Here is a 23500-nt window from a genome sequence, read left to right on the forward strand (position 1 = left end):
GGGCGCGCCGGGGCAATCCCCGGATGCGCGGGGCGGCGAATTGGGTTAAGCGGGGCTTCCCGCCTTCCGGTAGCCTCGCCATGTCCCGTCTCTCCGCCACGCTGATCGGCTTCACCGCCATCCTGCTCTGGGCGAGCCTCGCGCTCGCGACCTCTGCCACCGGGGCGGTGCCGCCGTTCCTGCTCACCGCGTTGACTTTCTTCATCGGCGGCATGGTCGGGCTGGTCGCCGCCGTGGCGCGCGGTGTCGGGCTGTCCGTGCTGCGCCAGCCCTGGCCGGTGTGGCTGCACGGCGTCGGCGGGCTGTTCGGCTACCACTTCTTCTACTTCTCGGCACTGAAGCTGGCCCCGCCCGCGGAGGCCGGGCTGATCGCCTATCTGTGGCCGTTGCTGATCGTGCTGCTCTCGGCCTTCCTGCCGGGAGAGCGCCTGCGGCCCGCCCATATCGCCGGCGCGCTGATGGGACTGGCGGGAACCGTCGTGCTGCTGGGCGCCAAGGCCGGCGGCTTCGGCTTCTCCCCGGCCTATGTGCCCGGCTATGCGGCGGCTGCGGTGTGCGCGGTGGTGTGGGCGGTCTACTCGGTCGCCTCGCGACGCTTCCAGGCGGTGCCGACCGATGTGGTGGCCGGCTTCTGCCTCGCCACCGCCGCGCTTTCCGCGCTGTGCCATGTGCTGTTCGAGCCGTCGGTCTGGCCGTCGGGGGCGCGGGAGTGGATGGCGGTGGTGGCGCTTGGCATCGGGCCGGTGGGCATCGCCTTCTACACCTGGGACATCGGCATGAAGCGTGGCGACATCCGCCTGCTCGGCGTCGCCTCCTATGCCGCGCCGGTGCTGTCGACCCTGTTGCTGGTCGCGGCGGGCTTTGCGCAGGCCACCTGGTCGCTTGGCATCGCGTGCGCGCTGATCGTCGGTGGGGCGGTGGTGGCGACGCTGCTGGCGCGGCGCTGACCGTTTCGGGAGCTAGCCCGGCGTCCAGTCCTGCGCGGCCAGCTCGAAGCCGGCAAATTCGAACCCCGGCGCCACGGTGCAGCCGACCAGCGTCCAGTCGCCGAGGCTCTGCGCCGCCTGCCAGGCTCCGCGCGGCACGACACCCTGAGGCTCTTCGCCCGCGATCACATCCGGGCCCAGCACGAAGCGGTGCACGGGGCCGGCATCGTTGACGGCAATGGATAGTTCCAGCGGCGCGCCGGCATGCCAGTGCCAGATCTCCACGGCGTCGACCCGATGCCAGTGCGAGCGCTCACCGGCCGGCAGCAGGAAATAGATCGCGGTGGAGGCGGAGCGCCCATCTTCCAACCGGTGCTCGTCGCGGAAGGTCTCGCGGAAATAGCCGCCTTCCGGGTGCGGCTTCAGCCCCAGCCGGGCGATGATGTCGGCGGCGGAGGGAGACGGCTCCATGGCTCAGCCCTTGAAGCGGTTCTTCAGCGCACGCAACTCGGTGAATACCGCTCCGGGCTCGGCGCCGGGCAGGCCAAGGGAGGCGGCAAGCTCCGGGTCGTCAGCATGCAGGAACGGATTGGTCGCCTTCTCCGCGCCGATCGTGGTGGGCAGCGTCGGCTTGCCCGCCGCGCGCAATGCCTCGACCTCTTTGGCGCGAACCTGCAGTTCCGCGTTGTCGGGTTCGACGCTGAGCGCAAAGCGGGCATTGGCCAGTGTGTATTCGTGTCCGCAATAGACCGAGATGTCGTCGGGCAGGGCGCGCAGGCGCGTGAGCGATTCCCACAGCACCGGCGGGTCGCATTCGAACGGGCGCCCGCAGCCCATGACGAAGAGCGTGTCGCCCGAGAACAGCAGCCGCTCCCCCTCGAACAGGAACACGATGTGCCCCTTGGTGTGGCCGGGGGTTTCGAGCACCCGGCCGACCAGGCTGCCGACCGCCACCGGATCGCCGTCCACCACGGCGAAATCCAGCCCGGGAATCGTGTCGCGCTCGGCGCGCGGGCCGATCACGGTCGCCCCATAGCGCTCCTTGAGCGCCACCACGCCATCAATATGGTCGGTGTGGTGATGCGTGACCAGGATATGGGTGAGAGTCCAGTTCTCGCGCTCCAGCGCGGCAAGGATCGGGGCCACCTCCGGCGCGTCGACGACGGCGGTGGCCTCGGTCACGGTATCGCGCAGCAGGACCGCGTAATTATCTGCGAGGCAGGGAATGAGACGTAACTCGACGGACATGAGCGTTCCTCGGGTGTTGGCCTTCCCCGGCGCGCGGGAGCGAGCTTAAGCGGCTCAGCGGCATTCCTGCGCGGCGCGGTCGATGGCCGCCGAAATGCCGCTCAGCGAATAGGTGTCGGTGGTTACGTTACCCCGGGCCGACGTGCTCTTGACCACCACGTCGCGGCCCTTGCGCAGCGCGTCGACCAGGCGAGCCTCCTCGGCGACATTGCGCACCCAGGCGCCGGAGCCGCGCGTGTAGAGGTCGAACGAGGTCGGGCCGATGGTGAGGGTGGCATCCGAGCCTTCCTTCAGCGGGAAGCCCATCACGACGCTGACCTCGTTCTTCACGTTTTCCGCGTTGCGGGTGCTGATGAAGAAGAAGGCGGGATCGCGTGTCAGCCCGGCCGGTGCGCGGGTCTTCGGCTGGGACAGCGCATAGCAGATGCGGGAATTTCCCGTGCCGTCCTTGTAGACCCCCCAGTCGCCGAACTGCCCGACTGCCTGGGGCGCCGCCTGGGCGCTCGCGCCCGTCGCGCCGATGAAAGCCAGTGCCAGGCCGGCGAATGCCGCACGCAGAACGCGTCGTGCCATCGTCGATCTCTCCCGTGTTTCAGTGTCTGCCGCCATGCGGATACGAACGATTCTCCCTGTAAGCCGTACAGGGATATCCGCCCGGTCGGCGGCTGTGAACCCTTGGAACTCCAATGCGGTCGCTTTGCCGATCAAATGCCCGTAGAGGCATACGAATTTGGGACTGTGGTAAACGAAAGCTGAACGCGACGGCGAGATGTCCACAAGGGGCGCGCCGCTCTCACGCTCAGGCCCGGTTGCCCGCGCGGATGCGGTCCAGCGCCGCATGTGCGGCGGCCCGGTGGGCGGGGCTGATATGGGCCGCCAGCAGGTTCAGCGCGGTGGCGAGTACGGCGGCATCGTCGGTGAAGCCGAGTACCGGCATGAAATCGGGCACGGTATCGGCCGGCAACAGGAAATAGGCGAGCGCGCCGAACAGCATCATGCGCACGCGCATCGGAGTGCCGCGGTCGAGCGCGCAATAATAGGCGGAGGCGGCATCCTCGGCGAAGGGGATACGCGCGGCGCCGGCCTTCATTTTGGCCCAGAAGCCGGTGCGTACCCGGCGTTCATCTTCACCGCTCCGTGCAAAATCCGCCGGATCGTCATCGATGTCGGGGCTGAAAGACGGGTCGCTGGTCACGGCCACCTCGCGGTTCTCCTGTTACTCACATGAGATGGTCGCTGCAGGCGGCCGGCGCAATGGTTTACAGGAGCGGATAGGCCGCCTCGACCCGGTAGGGCCCGCCGCCGACCGAATCGCGCGAGGAGAACAGCACGAAGCGCGAGACCTCGAAGCTGGGGCTGCGGAAATAGCCGCGCAGGGCGAGATAGTCCGCCACCTGCCGCGGGGCGGCGTCGCGCAGCCGGGCCAGCGTCACATGCGGCTTGAAATTGCGCCCCTCGGGAGGCAGGCCGATGCGCTTCATCGCCCGCTCATGTTCGGCCTGCAGGTCGTTGAGCGCGCTGGAAGCCTTCACGGCGGCGAAGATGGCGCGGGGCTTGTGGTTGCCGAACTGGTCCACCCCGTCGAGCGTGAGGTCGAAGCCGAAGCGGTCGATCTCGTCGAGCGCGGCGGCGGCGTCACGGGCGACCGCGTGGTCGACATCGCCGATGAAGCGCAGCGTGACGTGATAGAATTCCGGGTCGATCCAGCGAGCGCCCGGCAGGCCGCCACGCAGCATGGACAGTGCGCTCGCAACGCCTGTGGGAATTTCGAGGGCGGTGAAGAGCCGCGGCATGGCCAGCCTCCCGTGTTTCCTCGATGGAAACAGAACGAATTGATACGGATTCGCCGCGTCAGGAAAAGCGGAAAATGCGACATGCCTAAAACACAAGCATGGCCGGGTGGTGGCGCGCCGGCCGGCTGCTCTCGCCAAGCTGACGGCGCTGCCCGAAGCCTGTAGGATACTCCACGATGACCGAATCGATTGACGATAACGACCCGCCCGCCATTGACCCGTCCACCGCTGCTTCCGCCCCGGAAGCGCCCGGTGGGGACGAGGCCGTGCTCGCGCCTCCGCCCTCGGATGTGGACGTGGTGGAGGACGCTGTGGTTCCGGCTGAGCTGTCCGGGCCAATCACATTTGCCAGCGTCGCCTCGATGTACCGCTACCCGGTGAAGGGGCTGACGCCGGAACGGCTGGAACTGGTGGAACTGGAGACCGGGCAGTATTTCCCCGGCGACCGGCTGTTCGCCATCGAGAACGGGCCCTCTGGCTTCGTGCCCGAAGCACCGGCCTTCCAGCCCAAGATCAAGTTCCTGATGCTGATGCGCAATGAGCGCCTCGCGGCGCTTGATGCCCGCTATGACGATGCCACCGGCGAATTGATCATCGAGCAGGATGCCGAAGAGGTCGTGCGTGGCAAATTGACCACGGAAGCCGGCCGCGAGGCGATCGAGGGTTTCTTCCAGCGTTACGCCCGCTACGAGTTGCGCGGCGCGCCGCGCGTTCTGGAGGCGCCATCGGGCTTCCGCTTCGTGGACACCACCGAGGGGTATATCTCGCTGATCAATCTGGCGAGTTGCCGGGCGCTCGGCGAGATCATCGGCCAGGAGGTCGACCCGCTGCGGTTCCGGGCCAATCTCTATCTCGACGGCATGGAGCCGTGGGAGGAGTTCGATCTGGTCGGCCACACCATTGAAATCGGCACCGAGGTGCGACTGCGGGTGACCCAGCGCATCTTCCGCTGCGCCGCCACCAATGTGGACCCGGTGACCGCCAAGCGCGACCTGGAAATCCCCGCCACGCTGATGCGCAGCTTCGGCCACACCGATTGCGGCATCTTCGCAGAGGTGGAGCGTGGCGGCCTGATCGGCGAAGGGGACGAGGTCCGCATCGTGCTGTGACGCGCGGTCTGCCGTGTCCGTCGTTCCAAAATGCAAACAGCCCGGTCAATGACCGGGCTGTTTTCGATTCAGCGTTGCGCGAAGCGCGCAGGGATCACTCTCCGACTTCCACCGGCTCGGTCGGCGCGCCTTCCTCGTCGGCGCGGCGATAGCGGCGACGCCGGGTGCGCGGCGCGGCGCGGGCTTCCCCATCCTCGGCAGCGGCTTCCGGTACGGAGGCGGGTTCTGCTGCGACGGGCTCCGGCGCGGCAGCCTCCGGCGCGGCCGCCTTGGCGACGCGGGGACGGCGCGGCGCGGGCTTCTCGGCTCGCGGCGCGGCTTCGGCGGGCGCCTGGGCCTGGGCCTGGGCCGGGGGCTCGCTCACCGGCGCCGGAGCCTGGGCGGCCACGGGCAGGGCGCTGCTCTGGGTGATGAAGGCGGGAAGGCCGATCTCGGCCTCGACATGCGGACCGAGCGAGGGCTGGGGCTGCTGCGCGGGATCGCGATAGTCAGTGTCGCGGTTTTCGCGAAATTCGCGGTTCTCGCGCGGCTCGCGATAGGGGGAGCGCCCCTCATTGCGCTGCCAGCGCCCTTCGCGCGGCTGGTCGCCATCACGGGGCGCGCGATCCTCGCGCGGGCCACGGTCGTCACGCGGACCGCGATCCTCGCGGGGGCCGCGATCATCACGCGCCGCACGATCCTCGCGGGGGAACCGATCCTCGCGGGGGCCACGATCTTCTCGCGGGCCGCGGTCATCACGGTTGCCGCGGTCATCGCGCTGGCCGCGTTCCTGGTGGCGATCGTTGCGGTCGAAATTCCGGTCGCGGTTGTCGCGGCGCTGCTGGCCGTTGCCCTCGCGGTAGAAATCGCGCTGGCCGCCGTCCCGCTGACCGCTATTCTCGCGCGGGCCATTGCTCTCGCGCTGCATCTGCGGCTGCGGAGCCTGACCTTCGGAGCCGGTCTCCTCGAAATCGAACTCCTCTTCGTCCTCGTCCGGCCGCTGGAACGGCTGGCCTTGAACGCCGAACTGCGCCTGCGCGGCGGCGATGATGCGGTAATAATGCTCGGCGTGCTGGAGATAGTTCTCCGCGGCAACCGGATCGCTCGACGCCTGCGCATCACGCGCAAGCTGCATGTATTTCTCGGCGATAGTCTGCGCGGTGCCGCGCACCTTCACATCCGGGCCGTTCGATTCATAAACCCGGGTGAGCGGGTTCTGACTGCGCCGGTTATTATTATTGTTGTTATTCCGGCTACGCATACGCTTCTGCTGGTTGTTATTTCGCATCGAGTTTTCTCTAGTGCCGATACGCGCTCGGCCCGAACCCGCTGAAATCGCACGGGCTCCGGTCGATCCGGTGAAGGGCGAGCCAGTCGCCTCTATGATTGCCGTTCCGCTCACTTCAGCCGTCAGCCGTCATGAATGGCGCGTCAGGGGAAATCTTGTCCTCAGTTCACAGCACGCAACGCCGCTCGGAGCCCTGAAAAAGGCCCGGCACGTTCCGCCGATCGCTGCCGACCATCGGACCACTACCATGGGAGCGCATCGCAATGATGCTATCCGGCCAGCCTGTCGGACGGTGCCAATTCCGGCGGTGTCCAAGCTGGTCGCTGATCCGGCCCGCGCACATCGCCATGCGCCAGCCAACCCCATGTTTCATCGTGCAACTTCAACGCCGCACACGACAAACCTGTGAAGCTCTCGTTCCTGCCGATCCATCGTCGCGCCTTCCGGAGCGCTTCTGTCCATGGCGACCAGGAAAGCTCAGCCCAAGCTCCCGAGATCAAGCGTTCATGTGTCAGATGATGAAGCAGGTCGATTCCTGCAATGGACACTAGTCGGTTCCAAACGGTGTTCCAAGCCCTTTTTTGTAAGTTGCGCTCAGGAAGAAACAGGATGCGTCACTATTGCGCGTGCCACGCCGGCAAGGTCTCGCCGGGCCGGGCCATCGACGGGCAGACCCTGCGCGGCCAGCAGCCGGGCGACATCAGCCTCCTGACCGATGCCAAGTTCGAGAACCGCGACACCCCCCGGCGCCAGCAGGTCGGGAAGGGCGAGGGCGATGGCGCGATAGGCGTCAAGGCCGTCCTCGCCGCCGTCCAGCGCCAGCATCGGATCATGTGCGCGCACCTCGACATCGAGGCCGGCAATATCGCTACGGGCAATATAGGGCGGATTGGAGACCACGAGATCGAAACGGCGGGTCGGGGAGGGAAAGTCGAGCGCCTGCGACCATTCGCCGACCATCACGCAGGCGCGGGAGGTGAGGCCGAACCGCGCCAGATTGTCCCGCGCCTGCCGCGCCGCTCCCTCCGCGAGGTCGATGCCGAGGCCGAAGGCGTTCGGCCGCTCGGACAGGATGGCGGCCAGGATCGCCCCGCTGCCGGTGCCGAGATCCAGCACGCGCAGCGGCGCGTCGGCATGGGGGAAGGCTTTGAGCGCGGCTTCCACCATCGTCTCGGTGTCCGGGCGCGGCACCAGCGTGTCGGGCGAGAGCGCGAAATCGAGGCTCCAGAATTCGCGCCGGCCGGTGAGCCGTGCCAGCGGCTCGCCGGAGGCCCGCCGCGCGGCGAGCCCGGTCAGGCGGCTCGCGTCTTCCGGCGCCACCGGATGGTCGGCGCGCGCGATCAGGTCGAGATCGGTAAGGCCGAGCGCGGCCTTCAGCAGCAGCCGCGCCTCGCGGGCGGGCTCATCGAGGCCACTCCGCTCGAAATTGCGCGTCACGGCGGCAAGCAGCGCGGCGCGGGTGGTCGCCGATGCCGTGCCGGGCGAGGTCATCCGCCCGGACCCCAGCCGCCGGTCTCGGCCTCCGCCAGCAGCGCGGCCTGATATTCGGTGGTGAGCGCGTCGACCAGTTCCCCCAGCCCGTCGCCGGCGAGGATTTCCGGCAGCTTGTGCAGGGTGAGGCCGATGCGGTGATCGGTCACACGCCCCTGCGGAAAATTATAGGTGCGGATACGCTCTGAACGGTCGCCGGAGCCGACCTGCACCTTGCGCTCGCTGGCGCGGGCCGAATCGCGCTTCTCGCGCTCGGCCTCATAGATGCGCGCGCGCAGCATCGCCATGGCGCGCGCCTTGTTCTTGTGCTGCGAGCGCTCATCCTGCACCGCGACCACGGTGCCGGTGGGGATATGGGTGATGCGCACCGCGCTCTCGGTCTTGTTGACGTGCTGGCCGCCGGCGCCGGACGCCCGGAACACATCGATGCGCAGATCGCCCTCGTCGATGGCGATGTCGACCTCCTCGACCTCGGGCAGCACCGCGACGGTGGCGGCGGAGGTATGGATACGCCCGGATGCTTCGGTGTCCGGCACGCGCTGAACGCGGTGCGCGCCCGATTCGAATTTCAGCCGGGCATAGGCGCCGCGCCCGTGCAGCGCCGCGACGATTTCCTTGTAGCCGCCCGCCGCGCCCTCGCTGAGCGACAATACCTCGACCGTCCAGCCATTCAGCCCGGCGAAGCGCTCATACATGCGGAACAGGTCGCCGGCGAACAGCGCCGCCTCGTCGCCGCCGGTGCCGGCGCGTACTTCGAGAATGACGCCGCGCTCGTCCATCGCGTCCTTGGGCAGCAAGGCGAGCCGGACTTCGCGGGTCAGCGTCTCGACTTTCTCCTCAAGCTCCGCCGCCTCTTCCTCGGCCATGGCAGCCATATCGCGGTCGCCTCCGGCCTCATCGGCCAGCGCCCGCGCATCCACCAGCTCGCGCTCGGCGCTGCGCAAGGCCTTCACGCTGGCGATAAGCGGGGAAAGGTCGGAGAACTCGCGCGACAGCCGCACATAGGTGTCGGCATCAGGACTCGCGGAAAGCGCATGCTCGATTTCGGCATGGCGGGCGAGCAGTTGATCGAGCCGGGCGTCAGGCAGCGGGGAGGTCACAGCGGCAGGCCGTTCTTTTCCGCGAACATCTTGAGCTGCGGACGGATGGTGGCGAGTTCGGTCGAGCCGGACAACAGCGTCTCCACCAGCGCGGTGGCGGCGGAGAGGTCGAGGTCGAGGAACATCGCCTTCACCGGGCCGAACGAGGCCGGCGACAGCGACAGCTTGCGATAGCCGATGGCGGCCAGCGCCAGCGCCTCCAGCGGGCGCGAGGCAAGTTCGCCGCAAAGCGTCACCGCCTTGCCGCGGGCCTCCGCCTTGTCGGCGATCAATTTGAGCGCCCGCAGCGCGGACGGGGACAGCGCATCGAAGCGGTCGGCCACGCGGGCATTGCCGCGATCGGCCGCGAACAGGAACTGCACCAGGTCGTTGGACCCGACAGAGGCGAAGTCGACGCGCTCGAACAATTCGTCGAGCTGGAACAGCAGTGCCGGCACTTCCAGCATCACGCCGACCAGCACGCGCTCGGGCAGGCCGTGGCCGTGGCGGCGCAGATGGGTGAGCTCACGCTCGACGATGTGGCGGGCGCGGTCGAATTCCTCCACCGCGGAAACCATCGGGAAGATCAGTCGCAATTCGCGGCCGATCGCGGCCTTGAGCAGGGCCCGTATCTGGCTGCGCAGCAGGCCCGGCCGGTCCAGCCCGAGGCGGATGGCACGCCAGCCAAGCGCCGGGTTCTCCTCCTCGATGGCGCGCATATAGGGCAGCACCTTGTCGCCGCCGATATCGAGGGTGCGAAAGACCACCGGCCGCTCGCCGGCCGCGTCCAGCACCGCGCGATAGAGCTTGAGTTGCTCATTGGTGCGCGGGAAGGCCGAGGCGATCATGAACTGCAATTCGGTGCGGAACAGACCGATGCCCGAGGCGCCCGTCTCCGCGATATGCGGCAGGTCGACCAGAAGGCCGGCATTCAGATTGAGGTCGATGGTCACACCGTCGCGGGTGACGGTCGGGCGGTCGCGCAGCGCCGCATACTGTTCCAGCCGCTTGGCGCGGAATCGCACCTTTTCGACATAGGCTTCCTCGACATCGGCGGGCGGGCGCACATGCGCCTCGCCCGACACGCCGTCGACGATGATCGAATCGCCGGGATCGACGAGCCCGACAATGTTCTCGACATGGCCGACCGCCGCGATGTTGAGCGCGCGGGCGACGATGGTGAGGTGACTGGTCGCCGCGCCTTCCTCCAGCACCAGGCCGCGTATGCGCGTGCGGTCATAGTCCAGCAGCGCGGCCGGGCTCATGTTGCGGGCGATGATGATCGCGTTGTCCGGCAGCTTCACCTGCTCGGGGCCGCCGGCGCGGCCGGTGAGCTGGCGCAGCAGGCGGTTGGCCAGATCGTCGAGATCGTGCATCCGCTCGCGCAGGTAAGGATCGGTCATGCGCAGCATGCGGGCGCGGGTGTCGGACTGGACGCGTTCCACCGCGCCTTCCGCCGTCAACCCTGTCATGATCGCCTCGCGCATGCGGGTGATCCAGCCGCGGTCATGGGCGAACATGCGGTAGGTTTCGAGAATGTCGCGATGCTCGCCGACGCGGGCGACTCCCTCGTCCTCCAGCATGATGTCGATCGAAGTGCGCAGCGTCTCTACCGCGCCATCCAGCCGCTTCAACTCGCCCGGTACGTCGTCGGCGATGACCTTGGTTACCTCGATGCGCGGTTCGTGCAGCACGACATGGCCGAGGCCGATGCCGTCGGACAAGGCGAGGCCCTTGAGGTGAAGCGGGCGGCGGGCGGCGGGCTCGGCGCCGGGCGGGGCGAGCGCAGTCAGTTCGCCGGAGGCAATGATTTCCGCCAGCACCATCGCCGTGGTCTGGAGCGCCTCGATTTCCTCTTCGGTATAGGAGCGATGGGCGCGGTTCTGCACCACCAGCACGCCGAGCGTGTTGCCCGCGCGCAGGATCGGCACGCCGAGGAACGAGTGGTAGATTTCCTCGCCCGTCTCCGGCCGATAGGAGAAGGCGGGGTGCGCCTGCGCGTTGGACAGGCTGATCGGCTCGGCCTCGCGGGCGACAGTGCCGACGAGGCCCTCGTCGATGCGCATCACCGTGAGATGGACCGCGGTGCGGTTCAGGCCCTCGGTGGCATAAAGTTCCAGCGTGCCGTCGACACGCAGGACATAGACCGAGCACACCTCGGCCACCATGTTGGCCGCGATCAGCACCACGATCTTGTCGAGGCGGTCCTGCGCGCTGACCGGTTCCGCCATGACTTCGCGGAGCCGTCTCAGCAGCACGCGGGGACCGCCGAGCGCGCCTCGCATCGGCCGTCCTCAAATTCCGGGGCGCATCCCGGTTCCGTCAATCACTGGCAAGCGCGGCCCGAAGGCCGCGCCGCCGATTCCACCTCAGGCGGCGTCCAGCCCGTATACCGAATGCAGCGTTCGCACGGCAAGTTCGGTGTAAGCCGCATCGATCAGCACCGAGATCTTGATCTCGGAGGTCGAGATGGCGCGGATATTGATGCCGCGCTCGGAAAGCGCCTGGAACGCCCGGGCCGCAACGCCGGCATGCGAGCGCATGCCGATGCCGATGACCGAGATTTTCACCACGTCAGTGGCGCCTTCGATGCTCTCATAGCCGATGTCGTCGTGCACATCGGCAAGCGCGACCTTCGCGCGCTCGAAATCGGTGGTGGGCACGGTGAAGGTGATGTCGGTGAAGCCTTCTGCCGAAATGTTCTGCACGATCATGTCGACATTGATGTTGGCTTCCGCCAGCGGCACGAACACGCGGGCGGCGATGCCCGGCTTGTCCGGCACGCGACGAATGCTGACCTGTGCCTCGTCTCGCGCGAAGGCGATGCCGGTGACGACTTCACTCTCCACGATTTCCTCCTCGTCGCAAATCAGGGTTCCCGGCGGGTCGCCGGCAGTCTTGAGTTCCGGGGCGTCCGGGTCGGTGAAGCTGGAGCGCACGAAGGTGCGCACCTTGTGCACCATCGCAAGCTCCACCGAACGCACCTGGAGCACCTTGGCGCCGAGCGATGCCATTTCCAGCATTTCCTCGAACGCGATCTTATCCATGCGCTTGGCCTTGGGCACGATGCGCGGATCGGTTGTGTAGACGCCATCCACATCGGTGTAGATGTCGCAGCGGTCGGCCTTGATGCCGGCGGCGACCGCCACCGCGCTGGTGTCCGAACCGCCGCGCCCCAGCGTGGTGAGGCGCCCGCTCGGCAGGTGCATGCCCTGGAAGCCGGCGATCACGGCCACTTCGCCATCCTCGAAGCGCTTGATGATCTCCTCGCCATTCACGTCGAGGATGCGCGCGGCCCCATGGGCGTCGTCGGTCGAGATCGGCAGTTGCCAGCCCTGCCAGGAGCGGGCGGAGATCCCCATGTCCTGCAGCGCGATGGCCAGGAGGCCGGACGTCACCTGCTCGCCCGAGGCAACGATCGCGTCATATTCGCGCGCATCGTGCAGCACGGCGGTCTCGCGGCACCAGGCGACCAGTTCGTTGGTCTTGCCGGACATCGCCGACACTACCACCGCGACCTGATGGCCGGCTTCGACCTCGCGTTTGACGTGCCGCGCCACGTTGCGAATGCGCTCCACGTTCGCGACGGACGTGCCGCCGAACTTCATCACCAGACGTGCCATGGGATTGAAAACCGTATCACTTGTTCTTTTGTCGGGACCGGGGCAACAGGGATCCCCCGATCGAAAAGGCGCGTATACATATCGGCGTCGCGCCGACACCGCAACGGGAGCCGTTGCGCTTCGCGCAAGCTTGGAATTCTTCACGGGAACGCCGGAAGGAACGCCCGATGACCGACGCCGCCACCTCCACCGTCGATCCCCGCGAGGTCGAGCGTTTCGCCGCACTGGCCGCCGAATGGTGGAATCCGCGCGGCAAGATGCGGGTGCTGCACAAGTTCAACCCGGTCCGCCTTGCCTGGCTGCGCGAGAAGCTGGTGGCGCATTTCGGCCGCGATCCGCGGAGCCTGCGCCCGCTCGCCGGGCTGCGCCTGCTCGATATCGGCTGCGGCGGCGGGCTGATCGCCGAGCCGCTGGCGCGGATGGGGGCGAGCGTCGTCGCCATCGATCCGGCGGAGCGCAACATCGCGATTGCCAGCCTCCATGCCCGCGAGAGCGGGGTGGAGGTCGACTATCGCGCCACCACCGCCGAGGCGCTGGCCGATGCCGGCGAGCGCTTCGACGTGGTGCTGGCGATGGAAGTGGTCGAGCATGTCGCCGATATCGGCCTGTTCCTCGCGCGCGCCGGCGAGATGGTGAAGCCGGGCGGGCTGATGGCGGCGGCGACGCTGAATCGCACCAAGCGTTCCTTCGCCCTCGCCATCGTCGGCGCGGAATATGTGCTGGGCTGGCTGCCGCGCGGCACCCATGACTGGAACCGCTTCGTCACCCCGGACGAACTGGCCTCGGCTCTTGAGGCCTCCGGCCTTAGCGTGCTGGAACGCGAGGGCGTGGTGTTCAACCCGCTCGCTGACGAGTGGCGTCGCGCGCCCGACGTCTCGGTGAATTACATGATGCTGGCCGGGCGGCCCGCGTAGCGGACCCCGACGCAAAAATCCGGCAGTTTCCTGAAGGTAATCGGGAACTGCGATCGTTCTTGGAGCTTGTTGGGCAGTCTCAACCGGGGTGCCGTCCATGGCTGCCGTTTCCTCCCTCGTCGCGCTCGCCTCGCTCAACCTGTTTCTGTCGGATGTGCGTGACGGGCTTGGACCCTTTCTCGGCGTCTTCCTTCAGCAGAAGCACTGGAGCCCCGGCGAGATCGGGCTGGTGATGACGCTCGGCGGTCTCGCGGGCATGGTCGCCACCGTGCCGATGGGAGCGCTGGTGGATTCGAGCCGCGCCAAACGGGCGATCGTGGTGATCGGATCGGCGGTCGTGATCGCCGCCTCGATAGCGATCCTGCTGGCGCCGAGCTTCGGCGTGGTCGCGCTGGCGCAGGGCGTGAACGGCATCGCCGCTGCCGCGCTCGGCCCCGCCGTGGCCGGCATCACGCTGGGATTGGTGGGGCCGGCGGGCTTCGACCGGCAGCTCGGCCGCAACGAGGCGTTCAATCACGCCGGCAATATTCTCGCGGCGGTGCTCGCGGGCGTGCTGGGCTGGTGGCTCGGCCTTCCCGCGGTGTTCGCGCTGATGGCGGCGATGGCGGTGGGCTCGGTGCTCTCGGTTCTGGCGATCCGGGCGGGCGATATCGATCACGAGGCGGCGCGCGGCATGGCGCCGGGGAGGCAGGGCGACGGTGGCCACGCGGAAGGCTGGCGGCGGCTGCTGGCGGATCGGCGGCTGCTGGTGCTGGCTCTCACCCTCGCTCTGTTCCATCTCGGCAATGGCGCGATGCTTCCGCTGTTCGGACAGGGCATGGTCGCGCGCGGAGCCGGGGACCCCTCCGCCCTGACCGCGCTCACCGTGGTGGTGGCGCAGGCGACCATGATCCCGATGGCGCTGCTGGCCGCGCGCCTTGCCCAGACCCAGGGCTACCGGCTGGTGCTCATCATCGCGCTTGCGGCGCTGCCGCTGCGCGGCCTGATCGCGGCGGCAGCGACGGAGTGGGACCTCGGCTTCGGGCTCTATCCCGTGCAGATCCTCGACGGCGTCGGTGCCGGCCTCTTGGGCGTCGCCACGCCGGGAATCGTCGCGCGCATCCTCCAGGGCACAGGACGTTTCAATGTCGGGCTGGGGCTGGTGATGACCGCCCAGGGCATCGGGGCGGCGCTGTCCACGACGCTGGCGGGCTTCGTCGCCCAATATGCCGGCTATGCCGCTGCGTTTCTGGTGCTCGGCGGCGCGGCGCTGGTGGCGGCCGCTACCTATCTCATCGGAGGCGCGCCGGGCGGCGGGCCCGCTGGCGCGCGGGAGGGCGATGCTGCCGGCGACCTCGCCACCGGAAAAATCGCGGCTTGATCCGCCGCAAAGCCCTTCCGTTGCCGATCGGTCACACTACATGAGAACCAGCGGATCGCCGTATCGGGGTCCGCCGCGGCGGCCGGGATACGGGCGCCGTCATCCCGCATGACCGTTCGTGCCTCAGGAGAGGGCGGATGGGAGGGTCTGGAGGGTACGACATGAATTTCGAGATCTACACCGAGCGCGCGCGCGGTTTTGTGCAGTCGGCACAGTCGCTGGCGCTGCGCGAAGGGCATCAGCAGTTCACGCCCGAGCACCTGCTCAAAGTGCTGCTCGACGACCCTGAGGGGCTGTGCGCCGGGCTGATCCAGCGCGCCGGCGGCGATGCACGCCTCGTGCTCGCGGAGACCGAAGCCGCGCTCAAGAAGCTGCCCAAGGTAGCTGGTTCCGGCGCGGGCCAGGTCTACCTCGCGCCCGGCACTGCCCGCGTGTTCGACGCGGCCGAGCAGGCGGCGAAGAAGGCCGGCGACGGTTACGTCACTGTCGAGCGGCTGTTGCTGGCGCTCGCGCTGGAGAAGGACAGCGACGCCGGGAAGATCCTCAACAAGTCGGGCGCGAGCCCGCAGAAGATCAACGCCGCCATCGAGGCTCTGCGCAAGGGCCGCACCGCCGACAGTGCGACCGCCGAAAACGCCTATGACGCGCTCAAGAAATATTCGCGTGACCTGACGCAGGCGGCCCGCGACGGCAAGCTTGATCCGGTGATCGGCCGGGACGAGGAGATTCGCCGCACCATCCAGGTGCTGGCGCGCCGAACCAAGAACAACCCGGTGCTGATCGGCGAGCCGGGCGTCGGCAAGACCGCGATCGTCGAGGGCCTCGCCCTGCGTATCGTCGACGGCGACGTGCCCGAGAGCCTGAAGGACAAGAGCCTTCTGGCGCTCGACATGGGTTCGCTGATCGCCGGTGCCAAATATCGCGGCGAGTTCGAGGAGCGGCTCAAGAGCGTGCTCTCCGAGGTCGAGGCGGCGGAGGGCGGCATCATCCTGTTCATCGACGAGATGCACACCCTCGTCGGGGCCGGCAAGACCGACGGCGCGATGGACGCGTCCAACCTGCTCAAGCCCGCGTTGGCGCGCGGCGAGTTGCACTGCGTCGGCGCCACCACGCTCGACGAGTACCGCAAGCATGTCGAGAAGGACGCCGCGCTCGCCCGCCGCTTCCAGCCGGTCTTTGTCTCGGAGCCGACGGTGGAGGACACGGTGTCCATCCTGCGCGGCATCAAGGAGAAGTACGAACTGCATCACGGCGTGCGCATCACCGACAGCGCGCTGGTGGCGGCGGCCACGCTCTCCAACCGCTACATCACCGACCGTTTCCTTCCCGACAAGGCGATCGACCTGGTGGACGAAGCCGCCTCGCGGCTGCGCATGCAGGTGGATTCCAAGCCTGAAGAGCTGGATTCCATCGACCGCGAGATCGTGCGCCTGCGCATCGAGCAGGAAGCGCTCAAGAAGGAGAGCGACACCGGCTCCAAGGACCGGCTGAAGAAGCTGGAAAAGGAGCTGGCGGAGCTGGAGGAGGAATCCAACGCTCTGACCTCGCGGTGGAAGGCGGAGAAGGAGAAGCTCGGCGACGCCCAGAAGGTCAAGAGCGACCTGGAGAAAGCGCGCGCCGACCTCGCCATCGCCCAGCGTTCCGGCGAGTACCAGAAGGCGGGCGAGCTGGCCTACGGCACCATTCCGGCGCTGGAGAAGAAGCTCGCGGAGCTGGAGACGCAGGATCTGGCTGCCGAGGTGAAGACGGGCTCGATGATGGAGGAGGCGGTGACGCCCGACCACATCGCCGGCGTCGTCTCGCGCTGGACCGGCGTGCCGGTCGACAAGATGCTGGAAGGTGAGAAGGAGAAGCTGCTGCGGATGGAGGACGTTCTCTCCACCCGCGTCATCGGCCAGAAGGAGGCGGTGGAAGCCGTCTCGACCGCGGTCCGGCGCGCCCGCGCCGGGTTGCAGGACCCCAACCGGCCGATCGGCTCCTTCATGTTCCTCGGCCCGACCGGTGTCGGCAAGACCGAGCTGACCAAGGCGCTGGCCTCGTTCCTGTTCGACGACGACACGGCTCTCGTGCGCCTCGACATGTCGGAATACATGGAGAAGCACTCCGTGGCCCGGCTGATCGGCGCGCCTCCCGGCTATGTCGGCTATGAGGAAGGCGGCTCGCTCACCGAAGCCGTGCGGCGCCGGCCCTATCAGGTCGTGCTGTTCGACGAGGTGGAGAAGGCGCACCCGGACGTGTTCAACGTCCTGTTGCAGGTGCTCGACGACGGGCGCCTGACCGACGGGCAGGGCCGCACGGTCGACTTCCGCAACACGCTGATCATCATGACCTCGAACCTCGGTTCGGAGTATCTGGTGAACCAGCCGGAAGGGCAGGATACCGATGCGGTGCGCGAGGAGGTCATGACGGTGGTGCGTGCGCATTTCCGTCCCGAGTTCCTCAATCGCATCGACGAGATCGTGCTGTTCCACCGCCTGCAGAAGTCGCAGATGGGCGCCATCGTCGACATCCAGGCCAAGCGGCTGATGAAGCTGCTGGAGGATCGCAAGATCGTTCTGGAGCTGACCCCCGAGGCGCGCGATTTCCTCGCCGAGAAGGGCTACGACCCGGCCTATGGCGCGCGTCCGCTGAAGCGGGTGATGCAGAAGCTGCTGCAGGACCCGCTGGCCGGCCGCATCCTCGCCGGCACGGTGAAGGATGGCGATGTCGTCCGCGTCGAGCGCGGGGCGGGCGAGCTCCTGTTCGACACGCGCCCCGGCACGACCGAGGAGGCCGGGCAGGCTGCCTGATCGTGGCCTGTCCGCCGACCAACAAAAAGGGCGCCGTGCAAACGGCGCCCTTTGCTTTATCCGCGGTCATCGTGGGGCTGGCGGCCTCACCCCTTCGCCAGCAGCGCGTCGAGCTCCGGGCGGAAGGTATCGGCGATATCGGGGCGCGAGAGGGCGTAGGCGACATTGGCCATCAGGAAGCCGAGCTTCGAGCCGCAGTCATAGATCGATCCGTCAAAGGTCACGCTGTAGAAATCCTGCTTCTGCGCCAGCTTCAGCATGGAATCGGTGAGCTGGATTTCGTTGCCGGCGCCGCGTTCCTGGCTTTCCAGCAGGTCGAAGATTTCCGGCTGCAGGATGTAGCGCCCGGAAATGGCGAGGTTGGACGGAGCAACCTCCTTCTTCGGCTTCTCGACCATCTTGCCGATCTTGTGGACGCCGTCGGCCACGGAGTCGCCGAGCCCGACAATGCCGTACTGGTCGGTCTGGTCCATCGGCACTTCATAGACCGCGAGGTGGTTGCCGCCGCCGGTCTTGCCATAAGCCTCGACCATCTGGGCGAGGCAGCCCTTGCCCCCGCGCGGCTTGTGCAGCATGTCCGGCAGCAGCAGCGCGAAGGGCTCGTTGCCGATGATGTCGCGGGCGCACCACACCGCATGGCCGAGGCCGAGCGGAAGCTGCTGGCGGGTGAAGCTGGTCTTGCCCGGACCCATGGTCTCGGCACGCAGCGTATCGAGGAGCTGGTACTTGCCGCGCTCGGAGAGCGTCGCCTCCAGTTCGTACTGGCGGTCGAAATGATCCTCGATCACGCCCTTGTTGCGGCCGGTGACGAAGACGATGTGCTCGATGCCGGCGGCGCGCGCCTCATCGACAACGTGCTGCACGACGGGGCGGTCGACCACCGTCAGCATTTCCTTGGGAACGGCTTTGGTCGCGGGAAGAAAACGTGTGCCGAGGCCGGCCACCGGAAGAATAGCTTTGCGGATATGACTCGCCATTGGAAAACGTCGCCACCTTGGATTTAAACGAGCTGCGGAACGGAAGACTGCTAACGCATGCAGCTTAACGTCTCCCTCACGAAGATGACAAACCTGTTGGCGGTCTCCCGGTTCCGGTACCGATTTCGCGGAATCTGACCCAGCGTTAAGCTCCTCGCAACCATGTCGTGCCCCTAATCCGGTCAAATGTCCGAGTTAGGGTTTGTGTCATGAGTAATCGGACGGGCTCTCGCCGCCGCTTCTCCGGCGGCTTCGCGATCGTCGCGCTGGCCGGGCTGTGCCTTGGCGGATGCGCGTCATCCGACGACATCACCGGCGCACTGGCGACACCCGCCGCCGCGCCGCGTCCGGCAGTGCCGGCCCGCGCGGCCGCCCCGGCGCCCGCTCCGCGTGCCGCCACCGGCTCAAGCCACCCCGACATGCATCCCACCGCTCTCGCCCGCGCCGAGGCAAATTTCAGCCGCTGCATCGCCGGGCTGGAGCCGAAAGCACGCGCTGCCGGCGTCTCGGCTGCCGGATTCCGGCGCTACACCGCCGGCCTGACGCCCGACATGACCATCATGGAGAAGCTGCAGACACAGCCCGAATTCTCCCGCACCGCCGGCGACTACGTGAACATGCTGGTCTCCGAGACCCGCATCCAGAAGGGTCGTCAGGCCATGGCGCAGAACGCCGCCGTGTTCGAGGCGGTGGAGCGCACCTATGGCGTCGACAAATATGTCGTCGCCGCGATCTGGGGCATCGAGACCAATTACGGCAGCGCGCGCGGCTCCTATCAGGTGCTGCAGGCGACCGGCACGCTGGCCTGCGTCGGCCGGCGACAGGCCTATTTCCGCGACGAGTTCGTGGCCGCGCTGCGCATTCTCGACCGGGGCGATATTCCAGAGAGCCACCTCAAGGGCTCCTGGGCCGGCGCCTTCGGCCTCACCCAGTTCATGCCGACCGCCTTCCAGCGCGACGCGGTGGACTTCGACGGCGACGGCCATCGCAACGTGGTGGACAGCGTGGCCGACGCCATGGGCTCCACCGCCAACAAGCTGAAGCGCGGCGGCTGGGTCGCTGGGCGCAGCTGGGGCTATGAGGTGGTGCTGCCGCGCGGCTTCAACTACCTGCTCGCCGACAAGCACGCGCAGAAGACCATGGCGCAATGGGCGGCGCTGGGCGTGCGCCGGCCGGAGGGGCGGCAGATGCCGCGCGGCGACGAGACCGCCTATCTGCTGCTGCCCGCTGGCGCCAAAGGACCGGCCTTCCTGATGACCGGGAACTTCAAGGCGATCCTCTCCTATAATCCGGCCGATGCCTATGCGCTCGCCATCGGCCATCTTGCCGACCGGATCCGCGGCGGAGGTCCGTTCGTCCAGCCCTGGCCCGAGGACATGCGCGCCCTGTCGCGGGCCGAGCGCTCGGAACTGCAGCAGCGGCTTTCCGCGCGCGGCTATGATCCCGGCCCGGCCGACGGCGCGCTGGGCCAGAAGACGCGGGTCGCGGTGCGCGAATATCAGGTGAGTGTTGGCATGCTGCCCGATGGAATGGCCACCGGCGAGGTGCTGGACAGCCTGCGCAACTGATGCGCTCCCGGCTTTCCCGCCGGGGGTCTTGAATCAGCCGCGATATTGGTTCACCGCTACGTCGGCTCTCGCAGCACAAAGGCATTGAGACGTGGCACGAAGCGGTGGCGCACGGTCCGGCATCGGGCTGGAAAGGGGACTGGTACGGCGTGTGGCCGTGCTCGGCCTCGTGCTGACCATGGGCCTCCCCTTCGCCGCTCCGGCCTCCGCGCAGAACGATTGGTTCCGGCCCCCGGTCGATATCGGCCAGTCGGGCGCGCGCAACGCGCAGCCTTCGCGGATCCAGCGCCAGCAGGCGCGCCCACAACCGCAGCAGGCCCGCCCGCAGCGCCAGCAAGCCGTTCGCCAGCAGGCGCGGCCGCGACAGCCCGAGCCCAAGAGGGTCTGGACCCCGTTCCAGCCGCTGCTCGACCTGTTCAACCCGGACCCACCCCCGCGTCGCGCCGACTCGCCCTCGCGCGTGCCGAGCGAGCCCACCCAGGTCGCCCGCCCGCCGGTCATCGCCGCGCCGGCCGAGGTGCGGGGAGCGGTCTACGAGACCGCCGCCGCCGCGCGCGAGGCGGCCGAGGAGCCGATCGAGAGCATCGTGCTGGTGATTGGCGACGAGAACTCCGCCGCGCTCGCCCAGGGGCTCGCCGATATTTTCGCCAGCGACCGAAAGAAGGTCGCCGTGGTCGGTCGCAGCGAACCCGGATCGGGGTTGGCGCCTGGCAGTAAATTCGACTGGGTGCGCGGCGGCAGCGAACTGGCGCAGAGCCAGGACGCGAGCGTCGTGGTGCTGCTGGCCGGCGCCAACGACCTTGCGCCGATCGACGACCCCTCTGGACGCGCCGAATTGTTCGATGAACGCTGGCGCGAGATCTATGGCCGGCGCATTGATGATTTCCTGCTCGGGGTGAAGCTGCGCGGCCGGCCGGCGGTGATTGTCGGCCTGCCGCCGGTGGACGACACGGCCGCCGCCGAGCGCCATGCGCAATTCAATATGCTGCTCAAAGAGCGCGTGGAGCGGGCAGGCTTCGTGTTCGTCGAGGTGTGGGACGGGTTCGTCGACGAGAATGGCAAGTTCCTGATGTCCGGCCCCGATGTGGACGGCCAGCGCCGCCGGCTGCGCTCGCCCGACGGCATAGGCTTCACCCGCGCGGGCGGCAAGAAGCTGGCCTTCTTCGTCGACAAGCAGCTCGATGACCTGCTGAGCCGAGAGGTGGCGCTGCCGGGCATGACCGTGCCGGAGCGTCCGTCGATCGTCGTGCTCTCGGGCGGAGCGGCGGCAGGTGCGCGCTCTCTCGCGGGCGGACCCGTGCCGGTGGTTGTCACGCCCGAGCCGGCCGAGCCGACAGCGCCGGACGGCGCGGCGCCTGATCCGGCGAAAGTGCTGACCAGCGGCGAGCCGCTGCCGGCCGTGCTCGGTCGCGTCGACGATTTTCGCTGGCCGGCCGGCCAGCCGACCGCGCTGATGCCCGAACCCGCAAGCCTCACCGAGGGGGCCGCGCCTGCGGCGGTGCCGGCATCGGCTCCGGCCGCCGGTACGGCTTCCGGTAACACCCCTGCCGCCGGCGGTGCTCCCGCCTCAGCTGACGCTCGTCCTGAGCCCGCTGAGCCGTTCTTCATGGCGCCGATGCCAACCACAGGCGTCGGAACGCGGACGCCCTGAGGCCGCTCGCTTTACCGCCGCTAGGCCCTTTCGCCGGCACTGTGCGCGCGTTTGGGACCCCGACACTAAAAAACCCCGGATCGGCAGGCCGCCGATCCGGGGTTTTTTAGTGTCGGTCAAACGGCTCAGCGTATCGACGTCAGCGCGGCAGGACCGACGCGCCCATCAGATAGGTGTCGATCGACTGCGCGGCCTGCCGGCCCTCGCGGATCGCCCACACCACCAGCGACTGGCCCCGCCGCATGTCGCCGGCGGCGAACAGATTCGGCACCGAGGTGGCGTAATCGGTATCGGGCGCCTGCACATTGCCGCGCTTGTCGAGCACGATGCCGGACTGCTCCAGCATGCCCTGATGCACCGGGTGCACGAAGCCGAGCGCGATGAACACCAGATCGGCCTTCAGCATGAACTCGGTGCCGGCGATTGGCTGGCGCTTGGCGTCCACACGGGCGCAGTTCACGCCGATCACGCGGCCCTTCTTGCCCTCGATGCCGAGCGTGGCGGCGGCGAATTCGCGCTCGGCGCCTTCGGCCTGCGAGGAGGAGGTGCGGAACTTGGTCGGCCAATAGGGCCACACCGCCAGCTTGTCCTCCTTGATCGGGGGCACCGGGCGGATATCGAGCTGGTGCACGGACAACGCACCCTGGCGGAAGGCCGTGCCCACGCAGTCGGACGCCGTGTCGCCGCCGCCGATCACCACGACATGCTTGCCACTGGCGAGAATGGGCTGCTCATGGCCGACATCCTCGCGGCCGAGCCGTCGGTTCTGCTGCACCAGATAGGGCATGGCGTAATGCACGCCGTCCAGTTCCTGGCCCGGGAGCTTGGGGTCGCGCGGAGACTCCGAGCCGCCACACATCAGCACGGCGTCATAGGCGGCCAGCAATTCGTCGACCGGCTTGGTGACGCCCACGTTCACGCCGTAATGGAAGGTAACGCCTTCGCCTTCCATCTGGACGACGCGACGGTCGATATAGTGCTTTTCCATCTTGAAGTCGGGAATGCCGTAGCGCAGCAGGCCGCCGGCCTTAGGCTCGCGCTCATAGACATGCACGTCATGGCCGGCACGGGCGAGTTGCTGGGCGGCCGCCATGCCGGCAGGGCCGGAGCCGACGACGGCCACCTTCTTGCCGGTCTTGTGGGCGGCGGGCTCGGGCTTGATCCAGCCCATCTTCCACGCCTTGTCGGCGATGGACTGCTCGACGGTCTTGATGGTGACCGGCATGTCCTCGAGATTCAGCGTGCAGGCTTCCTCGCAGGGCGCGGGGCAGACGCGGCCGGTGAACTCGGGGAAATTATTGGTGGAGTGGAGGTTGCGCGTCGCCTCCTCCCAGTTCCCGTTATAGACGAGGTCGTTCCAGTCCGGGATCTGGTTGTGGATCGGGCAGCCATTGGGGCCGTGGCAGAACGGAATGCCGCAATCCATGCAGCGCGAGGCCTGGTTGGCGACCTCCGAATCCGGCAGCGGCAGGGTGAATTCGCGGAAGTGACGAATCCGATCGGATGCCGGCTGATACTTGGCCTCACGCCGATCGATTTCGAGAAAACCCGTAACCTTACCCATTGCGCCCTCTTTCGCGGAGCACCGCCACCTTGGAGGCGTTCCACCTCCGGTGTCAGATACATCAATCATGCCAGTTGGGAAATGACGGCGCGGCACAGGGCCGCGCCGATCCGGCGGTGTCGGTCGTCATCCCGGACGGCG

General features: G+C 67.8%; 19 protein-coding genes. 7 read left to right on the top strand and 12 right to left on the bottom strand.

Going from position 1 to position 23500, the window contains the following annotated elements:
* Positions 1 to 80 precede the first annotated feature (80 nt).
* The gene (gene yddG / locus MKI84_RS18545; protein WP_241621741.1) at positions 81 to 947 is read left to right on the top strand and encodes an aromatic amino acid exporter YddG; all 867 of its coding nucleotides are present in this window, start codon (positions 81 to 83) and stop codon (positions 945 to 947) included.
* A 12-nt stretch (positions 948 to 959) separates the two neighbouring features.
* Here the strand turns inward: yddG and MKI84_RS18550 are convergent, their stop codons facing one another.
* The 5 genes from MKI84_RS18550 to thpR form a co-directional block, all read right to left on the bottom strand.
* Positions 960 to 1397 (bottom strand): cupin domain-containing protein, encoded by a 438-nt coding sequence (locus tag MKI84_RS18550; RefSeq protein WP_241621742.1) that lies wholly within the window; start codon positions 1395 to 1397, stop codon positions 960 to 962.
* 3 nt (positions 1398 to 1400) lie between these two features.
* Positions 1401 to 2174 (bottom strand): hydroxyacylglutathione hydrolase, encoded by a 774-nt coding sequence (gloB, locus tag MKI84_RS18555; RefSeq protein ID WP_241621743.1) that lies wholly within the window; start codon positions 2172 to 2174, stop codon positions 1401 to 1403.
* A gap of 54 nt (positions 2175 to 2228) precedes the next feature.
* Positions 2229 to 2747 (bottom strand): invasion associated locus B family protein, encoded by a 519-nt coding sequence (locus tag MKI84_RS18560; protein ID WP_241621744.1) that lies wholly within the window; start codon positions 2745 to 2747, stop codon positions 2229 to 2231.
* A gap of 226 nt (positions 2748 to 2973) precedes the next feature.
* On the bottom strand, positions 2974 to 3375 hold the full coding sequence (locus MKI84_RS18565; protein ID WP_425353864.1) for a YkvA family protein: 402 nt from the start codon (positions 3373 to 3375) through the stop codon (positions 2974 to 2976).
* Between the two features lie 58 nt (positions 3376 to 3433).
* Complete coding sequence (gene thpR / locus MKI84_RS18570) at positions 3434 to 3967, bottom strand: RNA 2',3'-cyclic phosphodiesterase (protein ID WP_241621745.1); 534 nt, start codon at positions 3965 to 3967, stop codon at positions 3434 to 3436.
* Between the two features lie 176 nt (positions 3968 to 4143).
* On the opposite strand from thpR, the gene MKI84_RS18575 reads away from it, so the two are divergent.
* Positions 4144 to 5076 (top strand): MOSC domain-containing protein, encoded by a 933-nt coding sequence (locus tag MKI84_RS18575; protein ID WP_281063257.1) that lies wholly within the window; start codon positions 4144 to 4146, stop codon positions 5074 to 5076.
* 94 nt (positions 5077 to 5170) lie between these two features.
* On the opposite strand, the gene MKI84_RS18580 is transcribed toward MKI84_RS18575, so the two are convergent.
* The 5 genes from MKI84_RS18580 to MKI84_RS18600 form a co-directional block, all read right to left on the bottom strand.
* Positions 5171 to 6316 (bottom strand): DUF4167 domain-containing protein, encoded by a 1146-nt coding sequence (locus MKI84_RS18580; protein WP_241621746.1) that lies wholly within the window; start codon positions 6314 to 6316, stop codon positions 5171 to 5173.
* Between the two features lie 621 nt (positions 6317 to 6937).
* Positions 6938 to 7834, bottom strand: a complete 897-nt coding sequence (prmC, locus tag MKI84_RS18585) for a peptide chain release factor N(5)-glutamine methyltransferase (RefSeq protein WP_241621747.1) — start codon at positions 7832 to 7834, stop codon at positions 6938 to 6940.
* Positions 7831 to 8934, bottom strand: coding sequence for a peptide chain release factor 1 (gene prfA, locus MKI84_RS18590; RefSeq protein ID WP_241621748.1), 1104 nt, complete (start codon positions 8932 to 8934; stop codon positions 7831 to 7833). Before prfA ends, prmC begins: the two co-directional genes overlap by 4 nt.
* On the bottom strand, positions 8931 to 11198 hold the full coding sequence (ptsP, locus tag MKI84_RS18595) for a phosphoenolpyruvate--protein phosphotransferase (protein ID WP_241621749.1): 2268 nt from the start codon (positions 11196 to 11198) through the stop codon (positions 8931 to 8933). Before ptsP ends, prfA begins: the two co-directional genes overlap by 4 nt.
* Before the next feature lie 84 nt (positions 11199 to 11282).
* Positions 11283 to 12536 (bottom strand): aspartate kinase, encoded by a 1254-nt coding sequence (locus tag MKI84_RS18600; RefSeq protein ID WP_241621750.1) that lies wholly within the window; start codon positions 12534 to 12536, stop codon positions 11283 to 11285.
* Positions 12537 to 12703: 167 nt separating this feature from the next.
* Here MKI84_RS18600 and ubiG point away from each other — a divergent pair, with 167 nt between their 5' ends.
* The 3 genes from ubiG to clpB all read left to right on the top strand — a co-directional run bounded on the left by ubiG (position 12704) and on the right by clpB (position 17599).
* On the top strand, positions 12704 to 13450 hold the full coding sequence (gene ubiG / locus MKI84_RS18605; protein ID WP_241621751.1) for a bifunctional 2-polyprenyl-6-hydroxyphenol methylase/3-demethylubiquinol 3-O-methyltransferase UbiG: 747 nt from the start codon (positions 12704 to 12706) through the stop codon (positions 13448 to 13450).
* A 97-nt stretch (positions 13451 to 13547) separates the two neighbouring features.
* A complete protein-coding gene (locus MKI84_RS18610; protein WP_241621752.1) occupies positions 13548 to 14810 on the top strand; it encodes an MFS transporter in 1263 nt (420 codons plus the stop codon).
* 161 nt (positions 14811 to 14971) lie between these two features.
* Complete coding sequence (gene clpB / locus MKI84_RS18615) at positions 14972 to 17599, top strand: ATP-dependent chaperone ClpB (RefSeq protein WP_241621753.1); 2628 nt, start codon at positions 14972 to 14974, stop codon at positions 17597 to 17599.
* A gap of 86 nt (positions 17600 to 17685) precedes the next feature.
* Here the strand turns inward: clpB and MKI84_RS18620 are convergent, their stop codons facing one another.
* Complete coding sequence (locus MKI84_RS18620) at positions 17686 to 18576, bottom strand: UTP--glucose-1-phosphate uridylyltransferase (RefSeq protein ID WP_241621754.1); 891 nt, start codon at positions 18574 to 18576, stop codon at positions 17686 to 17688.
* Between the two features lie 209 nt (positions 18577 to 18785).
* On the opposite strand from MKI84_RS18620, the gene MKI84_RS18625 reads away from it, so the two are divergent.
* Complete coding sequence (locus MKI84_RS18625; protein ID WP_241621755.1) at positions 18786 to 20144, top strand: lytic murein transglycosylase; 1359 nt, start codon at positions 18786 to 18788, stop codon at positions 20142 to 20144.
* A 91-nt stretch (positions 20145 to 20235) separates the two neighbouring features.
* Positions 20236 to 21795 (top strand): SGNH/GDSL hydrolase family protein, encoded by a 1560-nt coding sequence (locus MKI84_RS18630; protein WP_241621756.1) that lies wholly within the window; start codon positions 20236 to 20238, stop codon positions 21793 to 21795.
* 139 nt (positions 21796 to 21934) lie between these two features.
* On the opposite strand, the gene MKI84_RS18635 is transcribed toward MKI84_RS18630, so the two are convergent.
* Positions 21935 to 23359: a glutamate synthase subunit beta gene (locus tag MKI84_RS18635; RefSeq protein WP_241621757.1), complete on the bottom strand. Its 1425-nt coding sequence runs from the start codon at positions 23357 to 23359 to the stop codon at positions 21935 to 21937.
* Positions 23360 to 23500: the final 141 nt, after the last annotated feature.

Origin of the sequence: Ancylobacter gelatini, from assembly GCF_022601675.1 — a bacterium.
In the GTDB taxonomy this organism is placed as follows: Bacteria; Pseudomonadota; Alphaproteobacteria; order Rhizobiales; family Xanthobacteraceae; genus Ancylobacter; species Ancylobacter gelatini.

Excerpts from the sequence above, each read along its gene's own strand:
- yddG (WP_241621741.1), top strand. The coding sequence starts at position 81 with ATGTCCCGTCTCTCCGCCACGCTGATCGGCTTCACCGCCATCCTGCTC.
- MKI84_RS18550 (WP_241621742.1), bottom strand. The coding sequence starts at position 1,397 with ATGGAGCCGTCTCCCTCCGCCGCCGACATCATCGCCCGGCTGGGGCTG.
- gloB (WP_241621743.1), bottom strand. The coding sequence starts at position 2,174 with ATGTCCGTCGAGTTACGTCTCATTCCCTGCCTCGCAGATAATTACGCG.
- MKI84_RS18560 (WP_241621744.1), bottom strand. The coding sequence starts at position 2,747 with ATGGCACGACGCGTTCTGCGTGCGGCATTCGCCGGCCTGGCACTGGCT.
- thpR (WP_241621745.1), bottom strand. The coding sequence starts at position 3,967 with ATGCCGCGGCTCTTCACCGCCCTCGAAATTCCCACAGGCGTTGCGAGC.
- MKI84_RS18575 (WP_281063257.1), top strand. The coding sequence starts at position 4,144 with ATGACCGAATCGATTGACGATAACGACCCGCCCGCCATTGACCCGTCC.
- MKI84_RS18580 (WP_241621746.1), bottom strand. The coding sequence starts at position 6,316 with ATGCGTAGCCGGAATAACAACAATAATAATAACCGGCGCAGTCAGAAC.
- prmC (WP_241621747.1), bottom strand. The coding sequence starts at position 7,834 with ATGACCTCGCCCGGCACGGCATCGGCGACCACCCGCGCCGCGCTGCTT.
- ptsP (WP_241621749.1), bottom strand. The coding sequence starts at position 11,198 with ATGCGAGGCGCGCTCGGCGGTCCCCGCGTGCTGCTGAGACGGCTCCGC.
- MKI84_RS18600 (WP_241621750.1), bottom strand. The coding sequence starts at position 12,536 with ATGGCACGTCTGGTGATGAAGTTCGGCGGCACGTCCGTCGCGAACGTG.
- ubiG (WP_241621751.1), top strand. The coding sequence starts at position 12,704 with ATGACCGACGCCGCCACCTCCACCGTCGATCCCCGCGAGGTCGAGCGT.
- MKI84_RS18610 (WP_241621752.1), top strand. The coding sequence starts at position 13,548 with ATGGCTGCCGTTTCCTCCCTCGTCGCGCTCGCCTCGCTCAACCTGTTT.
- clpB (WP_241621753.1), top strand. The coding sequence starts at position 14,972 with ATGAATTTCGAGATCTACACCGAGCGCGCGCGCGGTTTTGTGCAGTCG.
- MKI84_RS18620 (WP_241621754.1), bottom strand. The coding sequence starts at position 18,576 with ATGGCGAGTCATATCCGCAAAGCTATTCTTCCGGTGGCCGGCCTCGGC.
- MKI84_RS18625 (WP_241621755.1), top strand. The coding sequence starts at position 18,786 with ATGAGTAATCGGACGGGCTCTCGCCGCCGCTTCTCCGGCGGCTTCGCG.
- MKI84_RS18635 (WP_241621757.1), bottom strand. The coding sequence starts at position 23,359 with ATGGGTAAGGTTACGGGTTTTCTCGAAATCGATCGGCGTGAGGCCAAG.